The 21,125-nt window shown below is 53.4% G+C and carries 13 protein-coding genes; all 13 read left to right on the top strand.

Going from position 1 to position 21,125, the window contains the following annotated elements; all coding sequences use genetic code 11:
* Positions 1-98: 98 nt before the first annotated feature.
* Positions 99-4,232, top strand: a complete 4,134-nt coding sequence (rpoB, locus tag ACK5LI_RS17020) for a DNA-directed RNA polymerase subunit beta (protein ID WP_416951599.1) — start codon at positions 99-101, stop codon at positions 4,230-4,232.
* Positions 4,233-4,342: 110 nt separating this feature from the next.
* Complete coding sequence (gene rpoC / locus ACK5LI_RS17015) at positions 4,343-8,500, top strand: DNA-directed RNA polymerase subunit beta' (RefSeq protein WP_416951597.1); 4,158 nt, start codon at positions 4,343-4,345, stop codon at positions 8,498-8,500.
* 176 nt (positions 8,501-8,676) lie between these two features.
* Complete coding sequence (locus ACK5LI_RS17010) at positions 8,677-9,288, top strand: DUF4390 domain-containing protein (RefSeq protein WP_416951595.1); 612 nt, start codon at positions 8,677-8,679, stop codon at positions 9,286-9,288.
* 12 nt (positions 9,289-9,300) lie between these two features.
* Positions 9,301-11,502 (top strand): ATP-binding protein, encoded by a 2,202-nt coding sequence (locus tag ACK5LI_RS17005; protein WP_416951593.1) that lies wholly within the window; start codon positions 9,301-9,303, stop codon positions 11,500-11,502.
* 45 nt (positions 11,503-11,547) lie between these two features.
* Entirely contained in the window at positions 11,548-12,501 is a 954-nt protein-coding gene (locus ACK5LI_RS17000; protein ID WP_416951591.1) for a TIGR01777 family oxidoreductase, read from the top strand.
* A gap of 12 nt (positions 12,502-12,513) precedes the next feature.
* On the top strand, positions 12,514-13,923 hold the full coding sequence (locus tag ACK5LI_RS16995) for an HD domain-containing phosphohydrolase (RefSeq protein ID WP_416951589.1): 1,410 nt from the start codon (positions 12,514-12,516) through the stop codon (positions 13,921-13,923).
* Entirely contained in the window at positions 13,920-15,317 is a 1,398-nt protein-coding gene (locus tag ACK5LI_RS16990) for a sigma-54-dependent transcriptional regulator (RefSeq protein ID WP_416951587.1), read from the top strand. Before ACK5LI_RS16995 ends, ACK5LI_RS16990 begins: the two co-directional genes overlap by 4 nt.
* A 37-nt stretch (positions 15,318-15,354) precedes the next feature.
* Positions 15,355-16,110 carry a 2,3-diphosphoglycerate-dependent phosphoglycerate mutase gene (gpmA, locus tag ACK5LI_RS16985; protein ID WP_416951585.1) on the top strand — a complete coding sequence of 252 codons (756 nt, stop codon included), beginning with the start codon at positions 15,355-15,357 and terminating at the stop codon, positions 16,108-16,110.
* 6 nt (positions 16,111-16,116) lie between these two features.
* Positions 16,117-16,929, top strand: a complete 813-nt coding sequence (locus tag ACK5LI_RS16980; protein ID WP_416951583.1) for an ion transporter — start codon at positions 16,117-16,119, stop codon at positions 16,927-16,929.
* A 36-nt stretch (positions 16,930-16,965) separates the two neighbouring features.
* On the top strand, positions 16,966-17,124 hold the full coding sequence (locus ACK5LI_RS16975; protein ID WP_416951581.1) for a hypothetical protein: 159 nt from the start codon (positions 16,966-16,968) through the stop codon (positions 17,122-17,124).
* A 100-nt stretch (positions 17,125-17,224) separates the two neighbouring features.
* On the top strand, positions 17,225-18,583 hold the full coding sequence (locus ACK5LI_RS16970) for a tetratricopeptide repeat protein (protein ID WP_416951579.1): 1,359 nt from the start codon (positions 17,225-17,227) through the stop codon (positions 18,581-18,583).
* Positions 18,584-18,738: 155 nt separating this feature from the next.
* Complete coding sequence (locus tag ACK5LI_RS16965) at positions 18,739-19,911, top strand: homocysteine biosynthesis protein (protein WP_416951577.1); 1,173 nt, start codon at positions 18,739-18,741, stop codon at positions 19,909-19,911.
* A 5-nt stretch (positions 19,912-19,916) separates the two neighbouring features.
* Complete coding sequence (locus tag ACK5LI_RS16960) at positions 19,917-20,732, top strand: hypothetical protein (protein ID WP_416951575.1); 816 nt, start codon at positions 19,917-19,919, stop codon at positions 20,730-20,732.
* Positions 20,733-21,125 lie beyond the last annotated feature (393 nt).

The following is a 21,125-nucleotide window of genomic DNA, read 5'->3' as shown; positions in this document are numbered from 1 at the left end:
TTTTCGCGCCACCGAACTTTCCGGGCCTGCCGGGCGTCTCGCTTGCACGCGTCGCGGATTGCCGCTTCCGGAACAACGTCTCTTTCTGAGGTGAAAAAATGGGCCAGCTCACAAAAAAATTCGGTAAGATCGAAGTCACTCTTCCGATTCCGCACCTGCTCAACCTTCAGGTGGACTCTTACAAGAAGTTCCTGCAGGAAGGCGCGGCCTCTCTTGCTCCCGATGAGGGGCTTGAAGGTGTGTTCCGATCAGTGTTCCCCATCGAAGATTTTAACAAGACCGCAAGCCTTGAGTACGTCAGCTACGAAATAGGCGAGCCCAAGTACGATCAGGCAGAATGCATTGCAAAAGGCCTGACCTACGAAGCTCCTATTCGTATCAAGGTGCGTCTTGTCGTATACGATGTGGACGAAGATTCTGAGAATCGTACCATCCGCGATATCAAGGAACAGGATATCTACTTTGGCACGCTGCCGCTGATGACCGAAAAGGGTACCTTTATCATCAACGGCACAGAGCGTGTTATCGTCAACCAGCTGCAGCGCTCACCCGGCATCATCTTCGAGCATGACGCCGGTAAAACGCACTCCAGCCGTAAAGTGCTGTACAGCTGCCGTGTCATTCCCATGCGCGGTTCGTGGCTCGACTTCGATTACGACCATAAAGACATTCTTTATGTGCGTATCGACCGTCGCCGCAAAATGCCTGCGACCATCCTGTTCAAAGCCATGGGCATGAGCCGGACCGACATCCTCGAGTTCTTCTATAAAAAAGAATACTACACGCTTGAGGACGATGGTCGTATCTTCTGGGATCTGGACAAGGACATGTACCGTAAGGACATTGCCTTTGCTGAAGTTACCGATGCCGAAGGCAAGGTAATCGCCAAGCAGGGCAAGCCCTACACCAAACGTTCCTGGCGTCTGATGCTTGAAGCAGGCATTCCTTCCATCGAAGTTGCCCCCGATTCGATTTACGGCATGTTCCTTGCCGACGACATCGTGGACGAAAACACCGGTGAAGTTCTGGCTGAAGCAGCTGATGAAATCACTGCCGATCTGGTGGAGCGCATGAGCGAATGCGGCATCAAGCGCATTCCCGTGCTGCATACCAGAGGCTCTGACACCTCTTCCTCCATCCGCGACACCCTGCTGCTCGACAAAACTGTCGATCAGGAACAGGCCCGTGTGGAAATTTACCGCAGACTGCGTCCCAGCTCGCCGCCTACGCCTGAAATTGCAAGCACGTTCTTTGAGAACCTGTTCCGCAATGCAGATTATTACGATCTGTCGCCCGTAGGTCGCTACAAGCTGAACCAGCGTCTCGGCCTTGACCCTTCTCAGGACCTGCGCACCCTTACTGATGACGATATCCTTACCGCCATCCGGGTGCTCAATCACCTGAAGGACACTCACGGTCCCGCCGACGACATCGACCACCTGGGCAACCGCCGCGTTCGCCCCGTAGGTGAACTGGTGGAAAACCAGTACCGCATCGGTCTTGTCCGTATGGAACGTGCCATCAAGGAACGTATGAGCCTGCAGGAAGTGTCCACGCTGATGCCGCATGACCTCATCAACCCCAAGCCTGTTCAGGCTGTGTTGAAAGAGTTCTTCGGCACTTCTCAGCTTTCCCAGTTCATGGACCAGACCAACGCCCTGTCCGAAGTGACGCACAAACGTCGCCTTTCCGCGCTGGGCCCCGGCGGTCTTACCCGTGAACGCGCAGGCTTTGAAGTACGTGACGTGCACACCTCGCACTACGGCCGTATCTGCCCCATTGAAACACCTGAAGGTCCGAACATCGGTCTTATTGTTTCGCTGACCACCTACGCCAAGGTGAATGACTTCGGCTTCATTGAAACCCCCTACCGCATTGTACGCGACGGTCAGGTTACCGATGAAGTGAAGTACCTTGATGCTTCCAGCGAACATGGTGAAATCGTGGCACAGGCAAACGCGCGCCTTGATGCAGACCACCGCTTCATTGATGAGTTTATTACAACCCGAGTGAGAGGCGACGTTATCATGACGCCTCGCGAAGAAGTTACGCTCATGGACATCTCGCCCAGCCAGATGGTTTCCATCTCTGCTGCGCTGATTCCTTTCCTTGAGCATGACGATGCGAACCGCGCACTCATGGGTTCAAACATGCAGCGTCAGGCTGTGCCGCTGCTGCGCAGCACCAAGCCTATCGTCGGCACCGGTATGGAAGCTGACGTGGCACGCGACTCCGGTGCATGTATCATCGCTGAAGCTGACGGTGTCGTCCGCTATGCCGACGCTGACCGCATTGTGGTTTCCTACGAAGGCGACCTGTACCCCGCTACCGGCGGTGTACGTTCTTACGACCTTCAGAAGTACCACAAGTCCAACCAGAGTTCCTGCTTCGGTCAGAAGCCGCTGGTTACCCGCGGTCAGGTCATCAAAAAGCTTGATGTACTGGCAGACGGCCCCGGCATCGAAGATGGTGAACTGGCACTTGGTAAAAACCTTGTTGTCGCGTTCATGCCCTGGTGCGGATACAACTTTGAGGACTCCATCCTCATCTCCGAGCGCTGCGTAAAGGAAGACGTCTTTACTTCTGTTCATATCGAAGAATTTGAAGTCGTCGCCCGTGACACAAAGCTGGGACCCGAAGAAATCACCCGCGATATTCCCAACGTGGGCGAAGATATGCTGCGCAACCTTGACGGTAGCGGCATCATCCGCATCGGCGCCAACGTTAAGCCCGATGACATTCTGGTCGGCAAAATCACCCCCAAGGGTGAAACCCAGCTGACTCCGGAAGAAAAGCTGCTGCGGGCCATCTTTGGCGAAAAAGCCCGTGACGTTAAGAATACCTCCCTGAAGGTTCCGCCGGGAATCGAAGGTACCGTAATCGATGTGAAGCTGTTCAACCGCCGCTCCGGCGAAAAAGACGAACGCACCCGTAACATCGAAGATTACGAACTTGCCCGTCTGGACCAGAAGGAAAAGGATCACATCCGCGGCCTTACCGAAACCACCCGCGACCGTCTTGCGGAAGTGGTGGTAGGAAAGCAGCTTGCTTATGGCCTTGCAGGCCAGAAGAAAGGCGAAATGATCGCTGAAGCCGGTCAGACCCTTACTGCAGAAATGCTGGAAGGTCTGCCCGTGAAAAAGCTTTCCGGCCTGTTCAAGAGCAAGGAAACCAATGAGACTGTACAGGAAGTGCTTGAAGCTTACGATCGTCAGATCGAGTTCATCAACGCCATGTACGAGTCCAAGCGCGAAAAAGTGACCGAAGGCGACGATCTGCCTCCCGGCGTGATCAAAATGGCCAAAGTACACATTGCCGTTAAGCGTAAGCTGAACGTGGGTGACAAAATGGCCGGTCGTCACGGTAACAAGGGTGTCGTATCCTGCATTCTGCCGCAGGAAGACATGCCGTTCTTTGCAGACGGCCGCCCTGTAGACATCGTGCTGAACCCGCTGGGTGTTCCTTCGCGTATGAACATCGGGCAGATTATGGAAACCCACCTTGGCTGGGCTGCCAAAGAAATGGGCCGTAAGCTTGCCCTGATGCTGGAAGGCGGCGAAGCTCTCGCCTCCGTTCGCGAGCAGGTAAAGACTGTTTTCGCATCCGACACCCTTTCTGCCGAAGTGGATGCAATGGATGACGAAACCTTTGTCAAGGCTGTCCGCAAGCTGCGTGACGGTATTGTTACCAAAACTCCGGTCTTCGACGGTGCAACCGAAGAACAGATCTGGAGCTGGATGGAGCAGGCAGGACTTGCCAACGACGGTAAGACCGAACTGTACGACGGCCGTACCGGTGACAGGTTCCATAACCGTGTTACCACGGGTGTTATGTACATCCTGAAACTGCACCACCTTGTTGACGAAAAGATTCACGCCCGTTCGACCGGCCCCTACTCTCTTGTTACTCAGCAGCCGCTGGGTGGTAAGGCACAGTTTGGTGGTCAGCGTCTGGGTGAAATGGAAGTTTGGGCACTGGAAGCTTACGGCGCAGCCTACCTGCTGCAGGAATTCCTCACCGTTAAGTCTGACGACGTGACGGGCCGAGTGAAGATGTACGAGAAAGTCGTCAAAGGTGACAACTTCCTCGAAGCAGGTCTGCCCGAGTCCTTTAACGTTCTGGTTAAGGAACTCATGTCTCTCGGCCTTGATGTTACCCTGCATCAGGAAGAGGGCAAAAAGCGTCCCAAGCGTGCCGGCATCATGACCTTTGGTGATGGTAGCACCTTCTAAAAAACGGTATCGGGGCGGCCCGAAAAAGGCCGCCCCGTTTGAATACAGGATTTTATCGCGCTCTGCGCGACAAGAAACCCGCTGCAATTCAACTTTGGTGGGGTAGTAACATGACCTTAGACGATCTGTTCACCATGCGCGGTACTGCCGCCGGCCAGACTAATATTCGCAATCTGAAGGCAATGCAGATTTCCATTGCCGCGCCGGAAAGTATTCGCGAGTGGTCCTACGGTGAAGTAAAAAAGCCGGAGACCATCAACTATCGTACGTTCAAGCCTGAACGCGATGGTCTTTTCTGCGCAAAGATTTTCGGCCCCGTAAAGGACTACGAGTGTAACTGCGGTAAGTACAAACGCATGAAGCACCGCGGTATCGTGTGTGAAAAGTGCGGTGTAGAAGTTATCGCGTCAAAGGTACGCCGCGAGCGTATGGGCCACATCGAACTGGCCGCGCCCGTTGCGCACATCTGGTTCCTGAAGACTCTGCCTTCCAAGATCGGCACCCTGCTCGACATGACCATGGCTGATCTGGAAAAAGTGCTGTACTTCGACTCCTACATCGTTCTCGATCCGGGTTCGACCAGCCTTGCTAAGCTGCAGGTTATCTCCGAAGACCAGTACCTTCAGATTATTGATCACTACGGCGAAGACGCTCTGGTTGTAGGCATGGGTGCCGAAGCCGTGCGTTCGCTTCTGGAAGAGCTTGACCTTGAAAGCCTGCGCGCCGAACTGCGTGAAGAGTCGCAGAACACCCGTTCGCAGACCAAAAAGAAAAAGCTCACCAAGCGCCTGAAAATCGTTGAGGCGTTCCTTGAGTCCGACAACCGCCCCGAGTGGATGGTGATGGAAGTTGTTCCCGTCATTCCGCCGGAGCTGCGTCCTCTGGTTCCGCTGGATGGCGGCCGTTTCGCCACCTCCGACCTCAACGACCTGTACCGCCGCGTCATCAACCGTAACAACCGCCTCAAGCGTCTGATGGAACTGGGTGCGCCCGACATCATCATCCGCAACGAAAAGCGTATGTTGCAGGAATCTGTTGACGCCCTGTTCGACAACGGCCGTCGTGGCCGTGCGATCACCGGTACCAACGGCCGCCCCCTCAAGTCGCTTTCCGACATGATCAAGGGTAAGCAGGGCCGCTTCCGTCAGAACCTGCTCGGTAAACGTGTCGACTACTCCGGTCGTTCCGTTATTGTTGTAGGTCCCAAGCTGAAGCTGCACCAGTGCGGTCTGCCCAAAAAGATGGCTCTTGAGCTGTTCAAGCCCTTTATCTACTCCAAACTGGAAGAAAGGGGCCTTGCCTCCACCATTAAGTCTGCAAAGAAAATGGTGGAACGCGAAGAACTGGTAGTATGGGATATTCTGGAAGAAGTGGTACGCGAGTACCCCATTCTGCTGAACCGTGCTCCCACGCTGCACCGTCTGGGCATTCAGGCTTTTGAGCCCCTTCTTGTTGAAGGTAAGGCAATCCAGCTGCATCCGCTGGTCTGCGCTGCATACAACGCGGACTTTGACGGTGACCAGATGGCTGTTCACGTGCCGCTTTCGGTCGAAGCACAGATCGAATGCCGCGTACTGATGATGTCTACCAACAACATCCTTTCGCCCGCTAACGGAACTCCCGTTATCGTACCTTCTCAGGATATCGTTCTGGGTCTGTACTACATGACTGTTGAGCGTTCGTTTGAAAAAGGCGAAGGCATGGCTTTCTGCGGTCCGTGGGAAGTTGTTGCAGCTTACGATGCCGGCAGCATTTCGCTGCATGCACGCATCAAGGTGCGTATGCCCGACGGTCGTCTGCTGGACACCACCCCCGGTCGTATCCTCGTGGGCGAAGTTATCCCCGAAGGTGTGCATTTCGATCTGGTCAACACCGTTCTGACCAAAAAGAACATCGCACGTCTGGTTGGTAACGCCTACCGCGATGCCGGCACCAAGGCTACTGTTATCCTTTGTGACCGTCTGAAAGACATCGGTTACGAGTTTGCTACCCGTGCAGGTGTAACCATCGGCGTTAAAGATATGACCATTCCCGAGTCCAAGAAGGGCATTCTTGCCAATTCTCAGGCCGAAGTGGACAACATCGAACGCCAGTACCGTGACGGTATCATTACCCGTACGGAAAAATACAACAAGGTTGTGGACGTCTGGACCAAAGCCACGCAGGACATTTCGCAGGAAATGATCAAAGAGATCTCCTACGATACCATGCGTGACGAAAAGACGGGCAAAGAAGAACTCAACTCGAGCTTCAACCCCATCTTCATGATGTCCAACTCCGGTGCCCGAGGCAACCAGGACCAGATGCGTCAGCTTGCCGGTATGCGTGGTCTGATGGCCAAGCCTTCCGGTGAAATTATCGAAACTCCGATTACCTCGTGCTTCCGCGAAGGTCTTTCGGTGCTTCAGTACTTCACCTCCACGCACGGTGCTCGTAAAGGTCTTGCGGATACCGCGCTTAAGACCGCAAACTCCGGTTACCTTACCCGTCGTCTCGTTGACGTCGTTCAGGACGTTATCATCAGCGAACACGATTGCGGTACCGTTGACGGTCTTGAAGTCGGACACCTTATCAAGGGCGGCGACATCAAAATGCGTCTTGCAGAGCGTGTACTGGGTCGTGTCACCCTGTACCCCGTTCTCGACCCCGGGACCAACGAAGTGCTGTTCCCCCCGAACACGCTCATCGATGAAAATGTGGCGAAAAAGCTGGACGAGTCCGGCATCAGCTCCATTCACATCCGTTCCGCGCTTACCTGCCGCTCTGACAGAGGCGTTTGCGCAAAATGTTACGGACGTGACCTTGCACGCGGCCACGTGGTCAACATCGGTGAAACCGTAGGTATCATCGCTGCACAGTCCATCGGTGAACCAGGCACCCAGCTTACCATGCGTACCTTCCACATCGGTGGTACGGCTTCGCGTGAAATCGAACGTTCGAACATTCAGGCCCAGCACACCGGCCGCGTGGTCATGTACCGCGTCAAGTCTGTTCGCAACCGCGAAGGCCAGTACATGGTCATGGGTAAGTCCGGTCAGTTGGGAATCGTGGACGAACAGGGCCGCGAGCGCGAAAAGTATGTACTTCCTTCCGGTGCAAAACTGCACGTGGAAGAAGGACAGGAAATCAAAAAAGGTCAGCTGCTGGCAGAATGGGACCCCTTCAACGAACCTTTCGTTTCGGAAGTGGACGGTCTCGTCAAGTTTACCGACATCATCGAAGGCAAAACCTTCCAGGAAAAGGCCGACGAAGCCACCCAGATGTCTACGCAGACCATTATTGAATACCGTACGACCAACTTCCGTCCGGCTGTTGCCATCTGCGATGCCGACGGTGTGACAAAAACCCGTCCCGAGTCCAACATTCCGGCCAGCTACTCGCTGCCGGTCGGCGCGATCCTTATGGTTCGCGACGGTCAGGAAATCACCGCAGGCGACATCATCGCCCGTAAGCCGCGTGAAAGCTCCAAGACCAAGGACATCGTTGGTGGTCTGCCCCGCGTTGCCGAACTCTTTGAAGTGCGTAAGCCCAAAGATATGGCAGTCGTTTCGCAGATCGACGGTATTGTTACCTTTGCCGGAGAAACCAAAGGTAAGCGCAAGCTGGTGGTTACCCCCGAAGCAGGCGATGCCAAAGAATATCTGGTACCTAAGGGTAAGCATATCACCGTTACCGACGGCGACTTTGTTGAAGCAGGCGAACTGCTCACCGAAGGCCATCCTGAACTGCACGACATTCTGGGCGTCAAGGGTGAAAAGCACCTCGCAAACTACCTTGTTGACGAAATCCAAGACGTTTACCGCTTCCAGGGCGTTGGTATCGACGATAAGCACATCGAAGTTATCGTACGTCAGATGCTGAAAAAGGTTACCGTGCTTGACCCCGGTCAGACCAGCTTCCTCGTTGGCGAGCAGGTGGACAAGGCCGAGTTCCGCATCGAAAACCAGAAGGCTACAGACGAAGGCCGCACACCTGCAACTGCAGAACCGCTGGTTCTGGGTATCACGCAGGCATCGCTGACCACGTCTTCCTTCATCTCTGCCGCATCGTTCCAGGAAACCACCAAGGTTCTTACCGAGGCTTCCCTGCGCGGCAAAAACGACCACCTGCGCGGTCTCAAAGAGAACGTTATTGTTGGTCGTCTCATTCCTGCCGGTACCGGCTACCGCGAATATGTCCACTCCGACATCGTGGTGCCCGAACAGAAAGAACGCCCCGATAAGTTCCTTGAAGATCTTATCGACACGCCTCAGCCTGTTGTTGACTAACCGGCAACATACGTAAGTAGTAAAGGCCCCCGAAACGGGGGCCTTTTTTAATATCCGCGGAAAGCATTCTGCACGTGTTTTTCACACGGCTTGCCAAACCTGCCACCACTGTGCGAAAAACAATATCCGGCCACATTTACAGGCCCCTTTTTACTTACAACAACATGCGAATACTCATGCAACGCCAACACTCCTTTTTTTCACGTGTATCCACCTGCACTCTTTTGATGGTGGTATGGCTCTGCGCCATTTTTCCCGCCACCAGTGTTGCGCAAACTGCAGCTAGCGCAGAACAACAACTACAACTCCGGCTGGACAACTTCCTTCTTGACACGCTGGATGACAAGCTGGAGCTGCGTTTCGGAGTCAGCATAAGCGACCTTGAGGCGCTGAAACAAATTTTACGGGACGGGGCTGTTGTCAATCTTACCAGCAGTGCCAGCCTAAGCCCTAAATCAACCATCATCCCGCGTGGTGCGCTGGTTGAAATCGAGGGGCTTTCCTCGCTTCAGATGGACCCCCTGACCCGTGAATTTATTCTGAGCGAACCGGACAGAGACATTCCCAACCGAAATAAATCTCTTAAACAGCTGCTGGATTCCACGTGGCTGAACATGTCTTTGCCTTTGTGCAACCTTTCCAAATTATCTCATGACAGTGAATATGTTGTAGATCTTGCAATTAAACTCGAACATGCCGACGTTCCTCCGTGGCTTACTAAAACCTTGTTTTTCTGGTCCTGGGATGTAACGCCGCCCATCAACTATTCAATGACTTTCACTTTTTAATCCAGCGCAGCAATGAGCGACGAACAGAACACCATCCGGGTCAGCGTATCCGACACACGAGAACGCAAACGCAGACAAAGGGAACTGCTGCTGGCAGCTGTAGCCTTTGTTGCCGTTATCATCCTTACATGGGTGGAGCTCACTTATCTCGGCGTTGACTCATATTTTTTTCTTGCGCTCTTCAACCTCAACTTCATTCTGCTGCTGCTTGTCCTCTTCATTGTTGTCCGCAACGGGGTAAAGTTAATCCTTGAACGCAGAAGGCGCGTTCTGGGGTCACGCCTCCGAACGCGGCTCGTACTGGCGTTCATGTCATTGTCGCTGTTTCCTACAGTGCTCATGTTTGTGGTCAGCGCCCGATTTGTTCAGACTTCCGTTGACTACTGGTTCAAAAGTCAGGTGGAAACATCCATGGAGATGTCTCTGGATGTCGGCCAGACCCTCTATAGCTCCACCCAGAACAGACTGAATCAACGCGGCGAGTATATTGTCAAAGAAATCATCGAGCGCCGTTATGCATGGGGCGGCAAAAGCATGGACACTTACCTTCAGGCCAAACAGAAAGAATACAATCTGCTGCTTGTCGGTGTGCTGCGTACGGACAGAAGTGAACAGAACTGGCACGGCGATGCCAGTGCCGCTGCGTTGTGGGCAGAAACCAAGGCCCGCATCGACTGGAAGAATATCGAAACCCAACCCAGATTCTGGTCTTTGTTATGGCCCGGACAGGAAGCTGACTACGCTGTCGCCGTACTGCCTGTAGATCAGGGCAGAACGGGGTATCTGGTTCTGGTGGAAAGCATCGGTCAGGGGCTGATGTATAAACTCGACCGCATTGTGCGCGGCGTAGACGAATACAAGAAGCTGAAAACCCTCAAGCACCCGCTCAAAGTCACGCTCTACTTCATTCTGGGTGTTCTTACCCTGCTTATCATACTTGGAGCCATGTGGTTCGGCTTCCGGCTTTCCAAAGAACTTACAGCCCCTATAATGGCTCTTGCGGAAGGCACGGAACGCATTGCCAGAGGCGACCTGACGGTACGTCTGGAAGACAGTTCCACGGATGAGCTGGGTGTTCTGGTGCAGTCGTTCAACCGAATGACTGAAGACCTTGAAATGAGCCGAAGCCGCCTGACGGACGCCAACCTAATGCTGGCAGCCCAGAACGAAGAAAAAGAACAGCGTACACGCTACATTGAGGCCGTACTGGACAACATCACGGCAGGCGTGGTGTCGCTGGATGCAGAGGGGCGCATCAGTACGCTGAACAAAGCCGCGGGAACCATGTTTTCAATCGAGCCGCGCTCACTTATCGGCACCCGCCCCGGCGATCTGCTTTCCGGCGAACATTCGCGCATGTTCCGCGAAATGGTAAAACAATTCAAAGCGTCGCCTGAATCACAGTGGCAGCGCCAGATGTCGCTGAAAGCCGGTGACTATGAGTGGAAGCTGCTGGTCAATGCCGTTTGTCTGCCGACCCCGCAGGGAGAGTTCAACGGTCTTGTGGCTGTTTTTGAAGACATTACCGAGCTGGAAAAAATGCAGCGTGTTGCGGCATGGCGGGAAGTCGCCAAGCGTATCGCACACGAAATAAAAAACCCGCTCACTCCTATCAAGCTTTCCGCCCAGCGGCTGCAACGTAAGTTCGGCGGCGAGATAGAAGACCCCATTTTTCCTCAATGCACAGACCTGATAGTTCGTCAGGTTGAACAACTGCAGCAGATGGTGCAGGAGTTCTCCGCATTCGCAAAGCTGCCGGAAGTAAAGCCGATGCCCGGCGACATCCTGCCTTTGGTTAACGAACTGGTAACAATGTTCCGTACCAGTCACAGCGGCATCAAGTGGGAGCTCACGTTCCCTCAGAATCTGCCCCGGCTGAATCTGGACAAAGAAGCCATGCATCGCGCCTTTTTGAATATTTTAACCAACGCTACAGAGGTTCTGGAGGGTCGTGCTGCCCCTGCGGTTCACATCACGTTACGGCATGACAAAGCTCTCGGCCTTATACGGATTGATGTAACCGACAACGGCCCGGGGCTTACATCTGAAGAGCGTTCCCGCCTGTTTGAACCATACTTCTCCCGCAAACGGGGCGGAACAGGGCTTGGCCTGACCATTGTAAAATCCATAGTACAGGACCATCGCGGCTATATTCGTGCGAATGCGGCTCCTGACGGCGGCACCATTGTCACAATGGAGCTACCTGTGACATAATGTTAACATTATGTCCTTCACGCCATGTAACGCAGGGGAACGCTTATGAATACGGTTCTATTAGGCGGCACGGGGTTTATCGGCATTGCCCTCGGTCGTGCTCTGATTTCCAGAGGCCACTCTGTGGTCATCCCGTCACGCAATCCCGAAAAAACGAAATTTCGTCTCCCTGAAGAAATCAGCGGTTCCGTTTCGCTGATACAATGGGACGGTAAAGACGGTGCCGTTCTTGCCTCGATACTGGAAGGCACACATTGCAACGTGCTGATTAACCTGCTGGGGCACAACATCGCTGCTGGCAGATGGACGCAAAAGCAGAAAAAGCTAATCGTAGAAAGCAGAGTAAAAGCCGGTCAGGCCGTTATGGATGCTTTCAGAAGAATGCAGCATCTTCCGCAGGTTCTGGTGCAGGCTTCAGCCATCGGTTACTATGGCACTGAAAATCCCCCTACTGATCCGCTGCTGGCAACTGAGCAGGCCCCGCCAGGCAAAGGTTTTCTGGCAGATACCTCTGTACGCTGGGAAGCTTCAACTGTGGATGCCGAAGAAATGGGTATCCGCCGCGTCGTCATCCGCACCGGCATGGTGATGGGGCAAAAAGGCGGTGCCCTGTCCAAGTTTGTAACGCCGTTCCGCTTATTTGCAGGCGGCCCGCTGGGCAGCGGCAAGCAGGAAATTTCATGGATACATATTGATGATGAAGTACGGGCAATACTGCACCTCATCGACAATTCCGCCTTGCACGGCGCCTTTAACCTGACAGCACCGGAACCTGTTACCATGAATGAGTTCTGCAACCGTCTGGGAACAGCGCTCAATCGTCCTTCCTGGCTACCAGCTCCTGCATGGCTGCTGGAATTGCTGCTGGGAGAAATGGCATCAGAGCTTATTACAGGCGGCAGACGGGTACACCCCGACCGGCTGCTTGATTCCGGCTTCGATTTTCTTTTCCCGACACTCGGACAAGCATTTGCTGATCTCTTTTTACCGCACGAATAAGCAGGAATGCCAATGAAACAGCTTTCCATTCTGCTTGTAGAAGACGAACGCGTCGTCGCCTTTGATGTCACCCACAGGCTGCAACTTCTGGGCTATCCTTCGCCTGTGGTTGTGCCTTCCGGTGAAGAAGCATTGAAAATAGCGCGGGACATCAAGCCTGATCTGATTCTTATGGACATCATGCTTGAGGGCGAAATGGACGGCATAGACACCGCCATCAAGCTGCGCGAACAGTACGATGCACCGATTATCTACCTGACAGCGTTAGTCGACCCTGCCTTACTGCAGCGTGCCAAAATAACGGGGCCCTTCGGTTATGTGGTAAAACCGTTCGATGACAGAGAACTACATATCTGCATAGAGATGGCACTGTACAAACATGCGGCAGAAAGGGAGCAAGCCGAACGGGAGCTCCTTTTTTCCACCACACTCCACTCCATCCGTGAAGCTGTCATTATTACAGACACCGAGGGCAGAATCACATTCTGCAACCCTGCGGCACAAAGGCTGTTACGACATCCGGCTTCAGATCTGGAAAATGCGCAGATTGAAACAGTAGCAAGCCTGACGCTTGATGATGAATCGCAGGCCATCATCCCGAAAGAACTGCTCAAACGACACGCCGCCACCTCGCAAAGCTTGCTGGCAGGTTCAATACAGTGTGGCGAAGGCAGGTGTCCTGTCGAAGTTTCTGCCTCGGCCCTGCACAACAAAACACGAAACATCGGTACTGTGCTGGTACTGCGCGACCTGACAAGACGACGGGCCGACGAAGCAAGTCTGGCCAAGGCTCTCGGGGAGATGCAACAATTATTTGAACAGACGGTTACGGCTCTTGCAGCAACTTCTGAAAAAAGAGATCCCTACACTGCCGGTCACCAGCAACGTGTGGCCTCACTGGCTTGCGCCATAGCTGAAAGAATCGGCGTAGACAGTGACGATTGCCACGGGCTGCGCATGGCAGGGCTGCTGCACGACATAGGCAAAATTTATATTCCTTCCGAGATGCTCACTAAGCCCTCAACCCTTTCAGAAATTGAAAAGACCATCATGAAGACCCATTCTCAGGTGGGGTACGATATTCTCAAAGGGGTAGACTTTCCGTGGCCTGTGGCGCAAATGGTTCTGCAACATCATGAGCGGATGGACGGCAGCGGCTATCCGCAGGGTTTGCACGGCGATCAGATAATCCTCGGCGCCCGCATTCTGGCTGTGGCGGATGTGGTGGAAGCCATGTATTCCCACCGCCCGTACCGCCCTGCTGTGGGCCTTGATGCCGCACTGCAGGAAATTGAAAAAGGCTCTGAAACGCATTACTGGCCTCCGGCTGTGAATGCCTGTCTGGAGCTTTTCGCCCAGGGTTTTGAATTTGAGGCAGCGTCCAAAGCACCTGCCGGTTCCGATGGAGAACACACCTCATGAGCGCACGCGTTCTTATTGTAGATGACGAAGATGGCATTCGCTTTTCCTTACGAGGTATTCTCGAAGATGAAGGTTATGAAATCATCGAAGGCGAGACAGGAGAGGAAGGGCTGAAACTGGCTATAGAAGCCCAGCCGGATCTTATGTTTCTGGATATCTGGCTGCCGGGCATGGACGGCCTAGAAGTGCTTGATAACCTGAGGGAAGTGGAAGCCGCGCCGCCGGTTATCATGATTTCAGGCCACGGCAACATTGAAACCGCAGTATCGGCCATCAAAAAAGGGGCTTACGATTTTATTGAAAAGCCTCTCTCGCTGGAAAAAGTGGTCATCACCGCCAACAAGGCGTTGGAATATTATCAGTTACGACGCGAAAATCAGGTTCTGCGCTCGCGCCTGAAGCAGGACTCGACCATAGAAATGACTGGCCGTTCGCCCGTTATAACAGAACTGCGCGAGCAGATAACCCGCGTTGCTCCTACGGATGCATGGGTATTGATTACCGGTGAAAACGGCACCGGCAAAGAGATTGCCGCCCGTTCCATTCATGCCCAATCACGCCGCAAAGACAAGCCGCTGGTAGCCGTCAACTGCGCGGCAATCCCCGAAGAGCTTATCGAAAGCGAACTCTTCGGCCACGAGAAAGGGGCGTTCACCGGAGCAGAGTCCTCCAAAACGGGTAAATTTGAAATGGCTCATCAGGGGACGCTTTTTCTGGATGAAATTGCGGATATGAGCCTGAAAACACAGGCTAAGATACTGAGAATTCTTCAGGAACAAAGCTTTGAGCGCGTTGGCGGGCACAAAACCGTGCGCGTGGATGTGCGGGTTATTGCCGCCACCAACAAAAGTCTGGAAGACGAGATTGCGGCAGGTCACTTCCGGCAGGACCTGTATTACCGCCTGCGTGTCATTCCTCTTGTGCTCCCCCCCCTGCGGGAACGCGGCGATGACGTTCTCCTGCTGATCGACGAATTCATGCGCAAGATGATTGCGGAACATGGCTTTAAAACCGTTACCTTTGCTGCCGACGCCGTAACAGCATTAAAGAACTATCATTGGCCCGGCAACGTACGAGAGTTAAAAAACTTTGTGGAGCGCATGCTGATTATGCACTCCGGCCAGACGGTAAAGGCCGCCATGCTGCCTCCGGAACAGCGCGATGCAAACATTCCGGACATGCAGCAACGGTGCGCAGAACAAACAGGGAGCGCCGGCATTCCGGAAGGAATTATTGACTTCAAAGCGGCTCGCACCGCATTTGAAGCACAATTTCTGGAAGCAAAACTTCAGGAGTACGGCGGCAATATCACCCGTCTGGCGGAAGCCATCGGACTTGAGCGCAGCTACCTGCACCGCAAACTGAAATCATATAATATTCAGACGCCGGACTAGCCTGTCACCAGAACTGAAGCTCCGGCAGGGAGGCCACATGTACACGCTGGTACTTGTACGCCACGGGCAAAGCACATGGAATCTGGAAAACAGGTTCACTGGGTGGACGGACGTAGACCTTACCCCGCTGGGAGAAGCAGAAGCACGCGAAGGGGCGCAGCTCATCCGCGATGCGGGGCTGACATTCGATCAGTGCCATACGTCTGTGCTCAAACGCGCCATCCGGACGCTTAACATTGTTCAGGAAGAGCTTGATCTTTTATGGCTTCCCGTGCATCGCCACTGGCGCCTGAACGAACGCCACTACGGAGCATTGCAGGGGCTCAACAAGGCAGAAATGTCACAGCAATACGGCGAGGAGCAGGTGTTTATCTGGCGACGCAGCTACGATACACCGCCTCCGCAGCTTACGCCCGACGATGAAAGGCACCCTTCACGCGATCGTCGTTATGCATCACTGAAACCGCAGGAGCTTCCACTTTCGGAAAGCCTGAAAGATACCGTGGCACGGGTACTTCCCTACTGGCATGCAACACTGGAGCCGGCCATCCGCTCGGGCCAGCGGCTGCTGGTTGCTGCGCACGGCAACAGCCTGCGGGCCATGGTGATGCATCTGGACGGTATGTCTGAAGAAGAAATTACAGGGCTGAACATTCCTACCGGCCTGCCGCTCGTATACGAGCTTGATAACAACCTGAAACCGCTCAAAAGCTACTATCTGGGCGATCCGGACGCAGCCGAGGCAAAGGCGAAAGCCGTTGCGGAGCAAGCCAAGGCCGGAGTGGCAAAGTAGGTTCCATTGCTGACTGATAAACCGGATCAGGGATTACGTCGTACACTGCACGAAATAATCTTTGAGGCAGACACCCGTGCAGGGCGCTTTTTCGATTTAATGCTGATTCTTGCCATTCTGATGAGCGTTCTAGTTATATTGCTCGACAGCATGGCGGAAATACGCAGAGAATACAGTACGCTGCTGCTGATACTGGAATGGGGTTTCACGCTGCTTTTCACGGTCGAGTATGTGCTGCGCCTGTACAGTGTGCGACGACCGCTGGTGTACGCCCGAAGTTTTTTCGGTGTGGTTGACCTGCTGGCCATACTACCTACATGGGCAACGCTGTTCGTACCGGGAGCTCATTACCTGACGGTCGTCAGGCTGCTTCGGGTGCTGCGCATTTTCAGAGTGCTGAAGCTGGCACAGTATGTATCCGAAGCGCAACACATTATGCGCGCGCTGCATGAAAGCAAACGCAAGATACTTGTGTTTCTGATGTGCGTGCTTTCGCTGGTAACTGTTTTCGGAGCGCTAATGTACGTTGTGGAAGGTGAAGAGCATGGTTTCACCTCCATCCCGCGCAGTATGTACTGGGCGGTTGTGACTCTGACGACTGTCGGCTATGGCGACATCTCGCCCCGTACTCCGCTGGGGCAGGGAATAGCTTCGTTCATTATGTTGATGGGCTATGGTATCATTGCTGTTCCCACAGGCATTGTAACTTCTGCACTGGTCAGACCAAGGCCGGTAAGTACACAGGCCTGCCCTGTATGCGGGCGCGACGGGCACGATGTGGATGCCGTACACTGCAAATACTGCGGAGGGCACCTGTAGTTTGCCATAATTCACAGCTTTGGCGGGAGAGTATGCATGGAAATTAAAATGGCCATCTCCATTTGCGCTGCTGCTGTAGCCGCTTTCATAATCCGCAAGAAAGGCGGTCAGTCCTGCATCCCCTGCGCTGTACTATATGGTGCCGTGGGTATCGGGATCGTTACTTGGTTCATTTTAAACGCGATCCTCGACTGAAAATGTTGACAGAGCAAATTTCAGACCCATAATGTAGGGGTTGGGCCGAATCCTATAAGGGCTAGCCCTACCTAATTTCAGACCTCTGGAGGACAGTCTTTTGTCTACCCAACTCGACATGAAAATGAAGCTCAAACAATATGAGCAGACTGTCATCGACTATCTCGGGCAACAGGGCGGCCACTTTATCATCGCCAGCGACGACCAGAGTTTTGTGGGAATACTGCGTGCCACAATTCTGAAACAGCTTGCTGTCAACAGCGATGCGCTGACGGCCATCAGCGATCCTGATTATATACTTAAAGTAATCCGTGACACTTCTGTACGACGCAAGAATCTTGTTGTTTTCATAGAACGCATGATGCACGGCAAAGATACCAGCCTGCTTGTACGGCAGGTAAAAAACACCTTTGCCAACGTTAAAATCATCGTACTTACAGGTGAGACAGAGCGCCAACGGCTTGTTCTGCTGCATGAAATAGGTGCGGACAATTTTATCAGCAAACCCATTTCGATGAATACCCTCATCGAGAAAATTGCTTTTACCATCAAACCACAAGGCAAGTTGGGCCAGCTTATCGACGCAGCCAAGGCTCTTGTGGCGCAAGGCAATTTTGAAACAGCCCTGAAAGCATCACGAAAGATTCTGGAACTAAAACCCAACAGTGCCGCCGGGTTTCTGGTAATGGGTGATGCGTGGCAGGGTCTGGGCAAACTGGACAAAGCGCGCGAAAGCTACGAACAGGCCAGCGATAACGCCAACCTGTACATGGAGCCGCTGAAAAAACTGGCAGACCTGCACCGCCTGACAGGCAATATGTCCGAACGCCTGCGTTACCTTGAAAAACTTGATGAACTTTCTCCGCTTAACGTCGAACGCAAGGTAGACATGGGCGAAATTCACGTTGAACTGGGTAATGAGGAGCGCGCGGAAGAACTTTTTGCCACCGCCGTACAGCAGGCAACCAAAGACGCGCTCACGTATATTGGTGAAATTTCACAAAAAATAGCCACCGTATACAGCAGCCGTGACCCCGAAAAGGCCGAGAAATATTACCGGCAGGCGTTGGATGCAAAAGGCAGCCACCTTGACCATACCGACATTGCCACATTTAACAGGCTGGGTATTGCACTTCGTCGTCAGGGCAAATGGCAAGATGCCATTCTTGAATACGAAAAGGCTCTGCACATCACTCCTGATGACGACAACCTGATGTACAACATGTCCATGGCATTTGCAGAAGGACGCCAGTTCCCGCAGGCGTGTCAGACCGTAAACCGCATTCTCAAGCGCACTCCGGCCTTCGGCAGTAAGGATAAAACATTGTCGTACAACATAGGCATCATTTTTTCCCGCTGTCGTGACAATGCCGAAGCACGCAGATTTTTTGAAAATGCGCTGAACATTGACCCTGATTTTGAAAAAGCCCGCAAAGCACTGGACGTACTTCAGGGCTGATGTTTTGCAACGATTGTCTACCGTCACACTTTTCCGTATAGTGCCGGTTCATTTCATGCGATACGCTGGCAGACTATCGGCTTTCACCTTCAATGCCGATTCCTGCAACCTGTTGCTAAGACGATTCTATGCCGAAGAACACTCAGGGAGGACTCATGTCCCAATACAAAGTGAACAAGACCATTGCCCAGATCAATGAGCGAATCCGCAAGGGCAAAGCCGTGGTACTCAATGCCGAAGAAATGACCGAGGCAGTGCGTACCATGGGCAAAGAGAAAGCCGCCAAAGAAGTTGACGTAGTCACCACAGGTACTTTTTCGCCCATGTGTTCCTCCGGCATGCTTTTCAATACCGGCCAGCCCGAGGCTCCGACCATCAAGACTTCCGCCATCACCTTGAACGGCGTACCCTGCTATGCAGGCCTTGCAGCCGTAGACGGGTATCTTGGTGTTACCGAACCCCGCGAAGACGACCCGTTGAACAAAGTCTATCCGGGTCAGTTCAGCTATGGCGGTGGTCACGTCATTGAAGACCTTATCCGCGGAAAATCCGTTCGCTTCAAAGCAGCTGCCTATGGCACAGACTGCTACCCCCGCCGCGAAATGGACAGAATGGTGTCGCTGGCAGACCTGCCGCACGCCGAACTGTACAACCCGCGTAACTGCTACCAGAACTATAATGCGGCAGTGAACCTGACCAGCCGCATCATCTATACGTACATGGGGCCGCTCAAGCCGAACATGCGCAACCTAAACTTTGCCACTGCAGGCAAACTTTCGCCGCTGTTCAACGACCCCTACTTCAAGACCATCGGCCTTGGCACACGTATTCTGGTAGCCGGACAGACGGGCTATGTTCTGGGGGCAGGTACACAGCACAACCCCAACCCTAAACGTAATGACAGGGGCATTCCGCTTTCGCCCTCCGGCACCATCCAGATCAAAGCGAAAATGCAGGGCATGAATCCCCGCTGGATGCGCGGCGTAAGTATCATCGGTTACGGTTGTTCTCTCAACGTGGGTGTGGCTATTCCCATTCCCGTTCTGAACGAAGAAATCGCATGGTACACGGGCGTGGACGATTGCGACATCGATATGCCGGTAAAGGACTACGGGCACGACTATCCCAATTGTCTGCCCCGCGTTCTGCAGCACGTGACATACGAAGAGCTGAAATCCGGCTCTGTGGACATTCAGGGCAAAAAGGTCGATACGGTTCCGTTGACCAGCTACCCCATCTCGCTGGAAATCGCCAACGATCTGAAAGACAGAATCCAGAAAGGTACATTTGAACTTTCCGAGCCTGTCGAAGCTATTGAATCCCGCTAATGGATATGCCACGCACCAACACTGAAAAACTTAAAGCCCTGGAACATCTGCTCCGGGGCTTTTCTGCTATTGCCATTGCATACTCCGGAGGCCTGGACAGCAGGCTGCTTTCACACATTGCCCTGAAGTCCGGTGTGGACACGCTGCTGGTACATGCCTCCGGCCCGCACCTGACCCGCAAGGAGCGGCGCGCCGTTGCAGACGGACTTGCCGTCCATCCTTGCCGGAGTATTATTGTTCCGGCCGACCCGTTAACAATGGATGAAGTCGCCCGTAACGGCCAGGACAGATGCTACCACTGTAAAAAATTCATATTTGCGCGACTACACGAAGCAAGCAGCCAGCGGATATTGTGTGACGGTTCAAATGCATCCGATGCTAAGGAATATCGACCGGGACATCGGGCGTTAAAGGAAATGGCAATCACAAGCCCCTTCATGCAGCTAGGCATCACAAAAAAAGAAATCCGCACCCTTGCCCGGCTTACGGGCCTGCCCGAACCGGACCAGCCGGCCAGTCCATGCCTGCTGACCCGCTTTGCATATGACATCATGCCGGACAAAGAGATGATGGAACGCATCGGTGCAGCCGAGGATGCCTTGCGTAGTCTGAACCTGTATAGCTTCAGATTGCGGGTAACGGACAACGCCCGCCCGCCGCAGCTGTATATCGATAAAGCGGAAGAAGTGGCATACACAGCAAAACAGCCCCTGATTCACGCGACATTACATCGATACGGATTCAGAGACAGTCCTGTCATACTGACAGATACGGTTTCCGGTATGCACGACAAACAGCGAGGGCTTGGCCCCGTATCGTAATTTTCAAATTGTCCGGCATAAGCTTGCGCATACGTTGTATCCGGAGTTCCGCACGAGCAAATATAACGTTGTTAACTCTTCCCGGCTGCCGGTAAAACGGATGGGGCCGTAACGGACCTTGCCGGCTTGCATACTCAGCATGGTCTTAGCATAGCAAGATGCCGAAGCCTTACGGAGCTGAGCACTGCAAAGCACTCATCTTCATGCCCTAACCATCCACGCTTTCTTATATTTTTACTTAGTGCATTTTTACTGTATCATAGAGATGCTTCCTTTAGTGCACGGGGCTGGACAAGCCACCCGCACATAAGGTATGCACTCTGTCTGCCCATTCATTTCGAAGGAGAGTAACCATGGCTCATAAGAAAATTGAAAGAAAGAAAGAACTGGATC

Origin of the sequence: Oleidesulfovibrio sp. (genome assembly GCF_047973035.1) — a bacterium.
Classification (GTDB): domain Bacteria; phylum Desulfobacterota; class Desulfovibrionia; order Desulfovibrionales; family Desulfovibrionaceae; genus Oleidesulfovibrio.
The sequence above is the reverse complement of the archived record's forward strand: the minus strand, read 5'-3'. Positions and strand labels throughout refer to the sequence as shown.